6 protein-coding genes are annotated in these 7,154 nt (G+C 64.7%); 3 read left to right on the top strand and 3 right to left on the bottom strand.

Annotated elements, in window-relative coordinates; all coding sequences use genetic code 11:
* Positions 1-814: M3 family metallopeptidase (locus AC1DT2_RS12735; protein WP_477296626.1), on the top strand; the 814-nt coding region annotated here is incomplete at its 5' end.
* Between the two features lie 58 nt (positions 815-872).
* On the opposite strand, the gene AC1DT2_RS12740 is transcribed toward AC1DT2_RS12735, so the two are convergent.
* The 3 genes from AC1DT2_RS12740 to putA all read right to left on the bottom strand — a co-directional run bounded on the left by AC1DT2_RS12740 (position 873) and on the right by putA (position 5,824).
* Positions 873-1,379 (bottom strand): hypothetical protein, encoded by a 507-nt coding sequence (locus AC1DT2_RS12740; protein WP_477296627.1) that lies wholly within the window; start codon positions 1,377-1,379, stop codon positions 873-875.
* A gap of 231 nt (positions 1,380-1,610) precedes the next feature.
* Positions 1,611-2,561, bottom strand: coding sequence for a 2OG-Fe(II) oxygenase (locus AC1DT2_RS12745; protein ID WP_477296628.1), 951 nt, complete (start codon positions 2,559-2,561; stop codon positions 1,611-1,613).
* Between the two features lie 122 nt (positions 2,562-2,683).
* Positions 2,684-5,824, bottom strand: a complete 3,141-nt coding sequence (gene putA, locus AC1DT2_RS12750) for a bifunctional proline dehydrogenase/L-glutamate gamma-semialdehyde dehydrogenase PutA (protein ID WP_063572626.1) — start codon at positions 5,822-5,824, stop codon at positions 2,684-2,686.
* Positions 5,825-6,015: 191 nt separating this feature from the next.
* On the opposite strand from putA, the gene AC1DT2_RS12755 reads away from it, so the two are divergent.
* Both AC1DT2_RS12755 and AC1DT2_RS12760 read left to right on the top strand, forming a co-directional pair.
* Positions 6,016-6,498 carry a DUF2244 domain-containing protein gene (locus AC1DT2_RS12755; RefSeq protein ID WP_477296629.1) on the top strand — a complete coding sequence of 161 codons (483 nt, stop codon included), beginning with the start codon at positions 6,016-6,018 and terminating at the stop codon, positions 6,496-6,498.
* Between the two features lie 20 nt (positions 6,499-6,518).
* Positions 6,519-7,154, top strand: a 636-nt coding sequence (locus AC1DT2_RS12760; RefSeq protein ID WP_477296630.1) for a cytochrome c oxidase subunit II transmembrane domain-containing protein, incomplete at its 3' end; no start/stop codon positions are given.

A 7,154-nucleotide genomic window follows, 5' to 3' on the forward strand; every position in this document is an offset into this window, starting at 1 on the left:
GTTCTATTGCGACTACTTCAAGCGTGACAACAAGAACGGCGGCGCGTGGATGAGCAACTTCGTCGACCAGTCGAAGCTGTTCGGTACCAAGCCGGTGGTCTACAACGTCGCCAACTTCACCAAGCCGGCGGCTGGCCAGCCCGCGTTGCTCTCGTTCGACGATGTCACCACCATGTTCCACGAGTTCGGTCACGCGCTGCACGGCATGTTCGCCAACACGCAGTACGCGTCGTTGTYCGGCGCGAACACCGCCCGCGACTTCGTCGAGTTCCCGTCGCAGTTCAACGAGCAGTGGGCGTCGGACCCGAAGGTCTTCGCCAACTACGCCAAGCACTACCAGACCGGCGCGGCCATGCCGGACGAACTCGTTGCCAAGATCAAGAAGGCGAGCAGCTTCAACCAGGGCTATGCGATGAGCGAACTCATCTCGGCAGCCCTGCTCGACATGCAATGGCACATGATTGCCCCGGGTGCGCCGAAGCAGGACGTCGATGCCTTCGAGGCGAACGCGCTCAAGAAGGCCGGCTTCACCCTCGCGCAGGTGCCGCCGCGTTACCGCTCCAGCTACTTCCAGCACATCTGGGGCAACGGCTACGCCGCGGGTTACTACGCTTACCTGTGGACGCAGATGCTCGATTCCGACGCCTTCGAGTGGTTCAAGGAGCACGGTGGCCTGACCCGCGAGAACGGGCAGATCTTCCGCGACAAGATCCTCTCGCGCGGCAATACCGAGGAACTTGGCAAGCTCTATCGTGACTTCCGCGGCAAGGAGCCGAGCATCGAGCCGATGCTGAAGGATCGCGGGTTGAAGTAAATTCGCGTCGTGGCGGTGATCGTAAAAAGGGCGGCCTTATGGCCGCCCTTTTTTTCCCCTAGGGCGTAAGACTGATTCGCGAGATCTGCAGCAAACCGCYGCGCCAAAGGATCCCCTGCACTTCGTTGAGCGGATCGGCGTGGTAATCCAGGTTCATCGAAAATCCCCCGGCGTCACCATGCATCCTCTGCAAGGGCTGGCAGATATTGAACGAGTGGAGTTCGGCAAGCCCTGGTGCTTTCGCACAGGGCGATCTGAGGTACGTGATGCGCGACTCCGCGGCCCCGTTGGGGATGCGTATGTCACAGCGCACGTGGCCATAGGCACGGCGAAAGATCAAGCGACACTCGTTGTTCCTGCCGCGCGTACCTGTCACCACCACGCTGCCCTTGTCCGTCTCCTCGATGATGACATCGCTGACGGCCACGATCATCGTGTTGTTCAACTGCAGCATGGAGCCGGCCTTTACCGTGCCGGGGGGAGCATTCTCGAAAGACTCGTCCCATTTGCATGGCGCGAGCGCGCCCAGTTCGGGTGGCTTATACCCTTCTTGCTCGCTCGTCATGAACGCTTGCAGTTGCTTGTTGTTCCACGACGGTCTGGGGCCCGACGACTTCCCTGGCACGGGCGTCGGTGCGGGTTCGGCTCGGATTGCGGGTGACGCAGGTGTAGCGGACATCTGCAACATCATGTCGCGGCCCTCCAGGATGGATGGGCGCCGAGTTCCGGTCGGCGCGATGTTCGCTAAGCAAGCATCAAAATGGACCCGTCCGCAATATAACTTTCGTTGTAGGTGTCAGCCGTCGGCGGCGTTGCGAACCTGTGCCGTGCGTCGGCGGTACCGCATGTAGAGGCGCTTCATGAGGTAGAGCACCTGTCCGCCGAACCCCTTGTCCTGCGCCTGGAGGAGCTGGCTGTTCTCCGCATAAAGCATCTTGGAGAGGTTGTCCCGCGACGCAATTGTCTCGCGCAGTGCGAACACATCGGCTTCGGTCAGTGTGTAACCCGGTGCCAGATGGTCGGGGAGCTGCCGGTTGACGTAATGGGTCGTGTGACGGGGCGCGGTTTCTTCCGCCGGCCGGTCCTTCGTATAGAAGTACAGCGCGATCGACTTGCGCGAAAGCCCAGGGCGGTCGGCGGGGAAAGCGATCCGGTCGAAGCCGTGCCAGCTGGTCTCGGTGGTCTCGAAGATCACGCAGCGATTCAACAGCGGTGCGACGCGCACCGCTGGCTGTGGGTCGGCATACGGGTCCTTGTAAAGATCGAGCAGCCCGCCCCACGCGTCGTCCCACTCGGGATTCAGGTACACGATGAGGTTCAGTCGTCGGTGCCATCGCTCGCTGGGGTGGAAATTGAAATCGATGTGCGGGCTGAGTGGTTGCCCGTTGCGGTTCTCGTGCGTACCGCCGCCCAGGTAGAACGGGTCGTACAACAAGCCCTCGATACCGGTGACACGGCCGAGGTACGTCAGGAACGCCGGCGTCTGGATGATTTCGTCGAGCCGCCGGTAAGCAGGCCCGAGCTGCGGCATGGCGTCCACGGTGGATTTACCACCCGGACGGCCGTCGTCACCGATGAAGTTGCCGCGCTCGAAGGCGGGGAACTCACGCACCAGCTCGGCAAGAAAGGCGTCGTCGAGGAACCCGTCGATGACGACATGGCGGAAGGGCTGGGCAGTGGCGAACGCCTCCGCGTGTCGTTGGGCCAGGCCTAGCGCCGCGGTATCGATGATGGCTTCGTGGTCCACTGATGAGTTCCTGCCCTGGATGCTCTCGGGATTCTAGTGCAAGAACTTTCCGAGCGAGAAACTCTTGCGAAAAAAAGGCCGCGCTTCTTGCGGAGCGCGGCCTGGATCATGCGAAACGGGTTTTACTCGCCGATCGTCAGCAGCGACGCATTGCCACCCGCCGCCGTGGTGTTGATCGTGAGCGTGCGCTCACCGGCGAAGCGGAGCAGGTAGTGCGGGCCGCCGGCCTTCGGACCGGTGCCGGAGAGGCCTTCACCGCCGAACGGCTGCACGCCGACCACCGCACCAATCTGGTTACGGTTGACGTAGCAGTTGCCGACGCGCGCGCGGCTCTGGATGTAATCGATGGTGTCGTCGATGCGGCTGTGGATGCCGAGCGTGAGACCGAAGCCAGTGGCGTTGATTTGCTCGACCACCTTGTCCAACTCCGAGCCCTTCCAGCGGATCACGTGCAGCACGGGGCCGAACACTTCGCGGGTGAGCACGTCGAGCGACGGGATCTCGTAAGCACGCGGCCCGAAGAACGTACCGTTCGCGGTGGCGTCGTTGAGCGGCACCTCGCCGATCTTCTTCGCTTCCTTGTCCATGCGTGCAGCATGGTCGACGAGGATCTGCAGTGCGTCGTTATCGATCACCGGGCCGACGTCGGTCGAGAGCAGGCCGGGATCGCCGATCTTCAGCTCGGCCATGGCGCCGGCGAGCATCGCGGTGACCTTGTCGGCGATATCTTCCTGCACGAACAGGACGCGTGCCGCCGAGCAACGCTGGCCTGCGGATTGGAAGGCCGAAGCGATCACATCCTTGACGATCTGTTCCGGCAGCGCCGACGAGTCGGCGATCATCGCGTTCTGGCCGCCGGTCTCGGCGATCAGCGCGGCGATAGGCGCGTTACGCGCGGCCAGGGCACGGTTGATCGCCCAGGCGGTGTCGGTCGAGCCGGTGAAGGCCACGCCGGCCACGCGCGGGTCACGCGTGAGCGCGGCACCGACGGTGGCACCGTCGCCCGGCATGTACTGCAGGATGTCGGTCGGTACGCCCGCGGCGTGCAGCAGCTTCACCGCGGCATAGCCGATCAGTGCGGTCTGCTCGGCCGGCTTGGCGATGACGGCATTACCGGCGGCGAGCGCCGCGGCGACCTGGCCGAGGAAGATCGCCAGCGGGAAGTTCCAGGGGCTGATGCAGACGAAGACGCCGCGGCCGTTGAGGAACAGCTGGTTGCTCTCGCCGGTGGGGCCGGGCAGCTGCTCGGGCTGACCGAACAGGCGGCGCGCCATGGTGGCGTAGTAGCGGAGGAAGTCCGCGGCTTCGCGGATTTCCGCGATGGCGTCGGGCAGGCTCTTGCCGGCTTCGCGCACGCACAGCGCGATGAACTCGGCGCGGTTGTGCTCGAGCTGTTCGGCGGCGTGCTCGAGGATCGCAGCGCGGCTGGCAGCCGGCAGGCGGTCCCACGCGGGCTGGGCCTTCACCGCGGCAGTCAGGGCACGATCGACCAGTGCCGGGTCCGTGTTCTCGACCGTGCCGACGATGCGGCGACGATCCGACGGATCGGTCACCTCGACCTTCGTGCCACCCGTGGCGCCACCGGCGACCAGCGGGGCGGCGGTCCACGGACCACTGTGGCGGTTGACGGCGTCGGCGAGCTCGTGGAGCTCGTTGTCGTTAGCGAAGTTCATGCCCATGGAATTCTTCCGAAGTTCACCGTACAGATTGACCGGCAGGGGGATGCGGGGATGGGGAATGGAGGCGAAGGCGCGCACCGTCTCGCACGGGTCGGCGACGAGGTCGCGCACCGGTACGCTCTCGTCGACCACGCGGTTGACGAAGCTGGTGTTGGCGCCGTTCTCGAGCAGGCGGCGCACGAGGTAGGGCAGGAGGTCTTCATGCGTACCGACCGGCGCATAGACACGGCACGGTACGTTGAGCTTGTCCTTGCCGATCACTTCGGCATAGAGGTCCGCGCCCATGCCGTGCAGGCGCTGGTTTTCGTACGGACGGCCCTGCGCCAGGTGGTTGATCGCGGCGATCGTATGCGCGTTGTGCGTGGCGAACTGCGGGTACACCGCGTCGCCGCCGGCGGCGAACAGGCGGCGTGCGCAGGCGAGGTAGGAAACGTCGGTGTTCGGCTTGCGCGTATACACCGGGTAGCCGGTCAGGCCATTTTCCTGCGAGCGCTTGATCTCGGCGTCCCAGTAGGCGCCCTTGACCAGGCGCACGAACCAGCGACGGCCGGTGGCACGGGCCTTCTCGGTGACCCAGTCGATGACGAAGGGCGCGCGCTTCTGGTACGCCTGGATCACGATGCCGAGACCGTTCCAGCCCTCCAGCGACGCGTGCTCGAAGACATCGCCGATGATGTCCAGCGAGAGCTCGAGGCGATCGGTCTCTTCGGCGTCGACCGAGAGCGCGATGCCGTTCTTGTGGGCCAGCTGCGAAAGCTCGAGCAGCTTGGCGCCGAGCTCGATGCGCGCGCGGGCGCGGTTGGCCACTTCATAGCGCGGATGCAGCGCCGAGAGCTTCACCGAGATCGACGGGGCTTCGAGATTGCTCTTGAACGGGCCGCGGGCACCGAGCGCGTTGATCGCGTCACGGTAGTCCTGCTGGTAGCGCTCGGCGGTTTCCTGGGTGAGCGCCGACTCGCCGAGCATGTCGTACGAGTAACGGTAGACCGCGTGTTCCTTCTCGGCGGAACGGTCCAGCGCTTCCTTGATGGTGCGGCCCATGACGAACTGGTGGCCCATGATGCGCATGGCCTGGCGCACGGCCAGACGCACGACGGGCTCGCCTGCGCGACCGACCAGGCGGCGCAGCGCGGAGGTGAAGTCGTGGCGGGTCTCTTCGGCGAGGTTCACCAGGTGGCCGGTGAGCATCAGGCCCCAGGTGGACGCGTTGACGAACAGCGACTCACTCTGGCCCAGGTGCTTCTTCCAGTCGGCCTCACCGAGCTTGTCGCGGATGAGCTTGTCCGCCGTCGCCTTGTCCGGAATGCGAAGCAGGGCCTCGGCTACGCACATCAGCAGGACGCCTTCCTCGGAGGAGAGGTCGTACTGGCGCATGAAGGACTCGACCGCGCTCTGGTCCTTGGCTCGCGCGCGGACGCGCGTGACCAGGCCGGCAGCGACGTCGATGACGTGTTCGCGCTCGGTGGGCGGCAGGGTGGCCTGGACCAGCAGGTCGTTGACGGCCTCGGTTTCGTCRCGCAGCCAGGCGGCCGTGATACGCGCGCGCGCCGGCTCGGCGCCAGTCGGGAGTTCGGGGAGGAGGATCGATGGGTTCACGGGGGAGTGGGGTGCGTGAGGAGACCGCCCATTGTAGGGGAGCGGGGCCCTGGGTGTGTGTTGCATAGCGGAAGGGTGCCCTGCGGCGTGCGGCCTGCGACAACACGTCCCTTCCCAACCTTGCCGCTTCTTGACCAGCGCCCTATCATCCCTCGGGTTCCAGGCACGCTGGACTTTCCATGAACGTGCTTCGACCGACCGTCGCGGGTCAGCCGCGCGTGTTGTGGCTCAGGCCCAACCGTGCGCTGGACAAGCTTGGTCTGCGTCGACTGATCATGGGTCTGGCGGCGATAGCCCTGGCGACGGCGTCGTTTGGCGCGTGGCAGGGGAATGTCTTCGCTCCCGTGTTCGCCCTGATCGAAACCTTCGTCGTGGGGTTCGCGCTTGGCGCGGCCTGGAAGGCCGGCGACAGGGGTGAACGTATCGCCATCGGGCCGGATACGCTGGAAGTGAGGGTGGTGCCCGGACGCCGGGTGCAGCGCTTCCAGACGTATTGGGTCAGGGTGGGTCTGGCTCCGGGGGACGGACGCCAGCGTCTGTTGCTCAAGTCACATGGCAACGAGCTCGAAATCGGCGCCTTTCTCGGGGAAGAGGAACGGGTCGAGGTGTCAAGGAAACTCATGGTGCTGCTGGCCGAAGTCTCGAGCCAGACGCGCAGGTAGGTTCATTAAAGGTGCAAGACATGACATCTGGCGGCATCGGACGATCGGTTTCGGCGTGGGCGGCAGGCGCGATGGCGCTGTTCGGCGGGGAGGCGTGGGCCAATCCCGTTCCTAACCAGATGAACATGACCCAGGGTGTGAGCGAGTGGTCGCCTTACGCCATGCACATGGTGGCCCTGTGGGTCTGCGTGGTCATCGGCGTCATTGTCTTCGGCGCCATGTTCATCGCGATGTTCCGTTTCCGGAAATCGCGCGGGGCCGTCGCCGAGAAGTGGGCGCACAGCACGAAACTGGAAATCGTCTGGACGGTCGTCCCGGTCATCATCCTGATCTTCCTGGCCAACCTCGCCACGGGGGGGCTGACCACGTTCGCCGACACCACCGGCGCCGACATGACGATCAAGATCACCGGCTATCAGTGGAAGTGGCGCTACGACTACGTCGACTACAAAGGCAAGGGCGTCGACAAGGTCGGCTTCGTGTCCAAGCTGGAGGAGTCCTCGGACCGTACCCGCCAGCTCAAGTCCAACCTCGACCCGGACAAGATCCAGGTCGACGGCTACAACACCTATCTGCTCGATGTCGACAAGCCCCTCGTGGTGCCGGTCGGGGTCAAGATTCGCTTCATCATCGTCGGCGGCGACGTCATCCACTCC

This window comes from Luteibacter sp. P4_E6 (genome assembly GCF_056401535.1).

What these genes read in the sequence shown, in the direction of transcription:
- AC1DT2_RS12755 (WP_477296629.1), top strand. Translation starts at nt 6,016, where the DNA reads ATGAACGTGCTTCGACCGACCGTCGCGGGTCAGCCGCGCGTGTTGTGG.